General features: G+C 34.2%; 4 protein-coding genes and 1 pseudogene. 2 read left to right on the top strand and 3 right to left on the bottom strand.

Annotated features, from left to right (window positions below; genetic code table 11):
• Positions 1-285 precede the first annotated feature (285 nt).
• A pseudogene (locus FTT83_RS16375) lies at positions 286-477 on the bottom strand (hypothetical protein); the annotation flags it as partial.
• A 223-nt stretch (positions 478-700) separates the two neighbouring features.
• On the opposite strand from FTT83_RS16375, the gene FTT83_RS16205 reads away from it, so the two are divergent.
• Complete coding sequence (locus tag FTT83_RS16205) at positions 701-814, top strand: AlpA family phage regulatory protein (RefSeq protein WP_002046152.1); 114 nt, start codon at positions 701-703, stop codon at positions 812-814.
• 27 nt (positions 815-841) lie between these two features.
• On the opposite strand, the gene FTT83_RS15800 is transcribed toward FTT83_RS16205, so the two are convergent.
• The gene (locus FTT83_RS15800) at positions 842-1438 is read right to left on the bottom strand and encodes a putative adenosine monophosphate-protein transferase Fic (RefSeq protein WP_000362164.1); all 597 of its coding nucleotides are present in this window, start codon (positions 1436-1438) and stop codon (positions 842-844) included.
• 12 nt (positions 1439-1450) lie between these two features.
• On the bottom strand, positions 1451-1618 hold the full coding sequence (locus tag FTT83_RS15795) for a YhfG family protein (protein ID WP_000946583.1): 168 nt from the start codon (positions 1616-1618) through the stop codon (positions 1451-1453).
• Between the two features lie 275 nt (positions 1619-1893).
• Here FTT83_RS15795 and FTT83_RS15790 point away from each other — a divergent pair.
• On the top strand, positions 1894-2263 hold a 370-nt coding region (locus FTT83_RS15790), incomplete at its 3' end, for a hypothetical protein (protein ID WP_257234927.1).

The following is a 2263-nucleotide window of genomic DNA, read 5'->3' as shown; positions in this document are numbered from 1 at the left end:
CGGCAGAGGATCATTGAAAAATGAATGGATTTAAACACTACATGTATGCACGAAAAAAAGTATCGCTGCGGTTCTGCTGACAGGCTGTATTGAGCATTGAATGCAAATGATGTAGTAATTGTCTACATGCCATAAGATCAGCATGATGAAGAATGAAATGTAGTTGCCAATTTCTACCTTGGTTGAAAAGCATAGCGTTGTTATTCGGAGAAGTGAGGTGAGCCATCCTTCTCTTATTCACTTAAAATGATTCTTACTCAACTGATCTCGACTCATGGGCTGGTTTCAATTAGACGGATAATAACTTCCATCCCCTATTTTTTTTTACCACATCTTGCATTTAATCCCTTCTTTGGGGATTTGATTCAGCATCACTGTTGTCGGTTGACTCAAATCAATGACATAGTTCGTTGGTTCAGGAAAAGCAGAAGAGGCTGCTTTATTGAAAAAGAGAACATTCTGATCAAATGTATTGGATTACACAAAAGCGATGATACAGCTACTAAGCAATTCACCTGCATGTAATCTGTAATATCCATTCCAGTCATCAGACGAAGATTAATCTGAAATTTAAGCACTAAACGCCATAAATCTATGTGTGGGCAGACTTTTTTGAGACATATGTTGATAAACATGCGGCAAGTTATATTGCTTAAAAGTCTATCTAAGTTAACGATCTATTCAATTCTAGATAAGTAATTTGAATATTACGATCCTAAATTACCCGAAGAGTATTAAGATTTCTAAGAATCGTGTTTGTTGGTTTATTTGGGAAATTAATCAGTGGATTGAAGCAAAGATGATGGCTAATTAAGGATTGTAGGCTCTGACTACTTAAATTTTAGGTATTTTGAATAAAGCATATTTCAAAAATCTGAATTAATGGATTTAAATTACCATAAAAACCTTCAATATTTGCTTGAATCCATTGTTGTTGAGAGTCAATGCGAGACCAATCAATACCATAACCACAATGAGCAATCAGATGCTCAAAGAAAATCCGTTGTGTACGTCCATTACCTTCACGGAATGGGTGTATGACATTAAGCTCACAATACAAGTCGGCAAGTTGAGGGATTAGTTTTTGTGGTGCTAAGCCTTGAAAGTATTTTTTTTCTTGAAGTGGCCTAAGTAATTTATTGGTTTCAATTTCAATACGGGAAAAATTACAAAAACGGGTATCACCTTTGGAAATATCGATTTGTCTTAATTTTCCTGCCCAGTCGTATAAGTCGCCAAAAAGCTGTACATGAATTGATTTTAAGTATTTTAAGTCGTAGGGTGGTTCAGCATATTCAATGAGACTACTTGCTAATCCAGACAGTTCCAGTTCAGCTTGTTCTAAAATTTGTTCATCACGAATATTGAGTTTGTTCTTTAGGATATTTGTGCCAGGGTAACAATACAGGCTGTCACCCATTTCCCCATATTTATCCATACATGCACCTGACTAAGATTCGGGTTGCGAATACTTCTTATATTTTTGCAAGATTTCAGCTTTACTTTGTTGAGTTGTTTGAGCTGTCGTTGTAATGCCTTCAAGCTTTAGGCTGGCTTGATAGTTTTGCGAACGTGTCGCTTGAATATATTTTCTTTTCTGTTCAGTGGTTCTGAGCATTTCGAAACTCCATTGATGCTACACGTGAAGTAAGTATAGCAGAGAATCTTTTTGATCAATGCTGCATACACAGCATTTCTAAAATGTAATACAACGGTATTGTTTCATGTAATAACAGAAAACTAAAAAAAAGTGGAAGAATTCTTAAAATTTAGACCGTCATAGATAAGCAAACCGTATGTATTTGTTGAGAATTGTAATTTTGAGAAAATTTAGTTGATAAATTAAATGAAGTTTCATATACAAAGATATGCTCATTTTTTAAATCGATAAAAATGTTAAGATTTGACTATTTGGTAAAAAATATAGAAATTTTTATGGGGCAATTTATCATGCCCTTTTGCTTTGACCGAAAAAATGTTCAACTTGAGATAGTAAAAATTAACTCAGAACTACTGAAAATCAAAAAGATTAAACAGAGTCAGAAAGTAGTAGTACAAGCAAAGTTCAAAATAATCTATGTGAAAATTTGGCAAAAAATCTTGCTATTGATGCAAACGGAGCCAGGCTTACGTGTGCATTCTAATTATGTTGCAATCTTACAGTTGATACATAATCTTGATGATTTTATCGAAAAATCACAGCAACACTTGTGCTTTGAGAGAAAAGCTCAGAAAGAGCTGGATGCTAAATTTTTTGCTAGAT

It is taken from the genome of Acinetobacter sp. YH01018, from assembly GCF_013420295.1.
In the GTDB taxonomy this organism is placed as follows: Bacteria; Pseudomonadota; Gammaproteobacteria; order Pseudomonadales; family Moraxellaceae; genus Acinetobacter.
The sequence above is the reverse complement of the archived record's forward strand: the minus strand, read 5'-3'. Positions and strand labels throughout refer to the sequence as shown.

What these genes read in the sequence shown, in the direction of transcription:
- FTT83_RS15795 (WP_000946583.1), bottom strand. Translation starts at nt 1,618, where the DNA reads ATGCTCAGAACCACTGAACAGAAAAGAAAATATATTCAAGCGACACGT.
- FTT83_RS15800 (WP_000362164.1), bottom strand. Translation starts at nt 1,438, where the DNA reads ATGGATAAATATGGGGAAATGGGTGACAGCCTGTATTGTTACCCTGGC.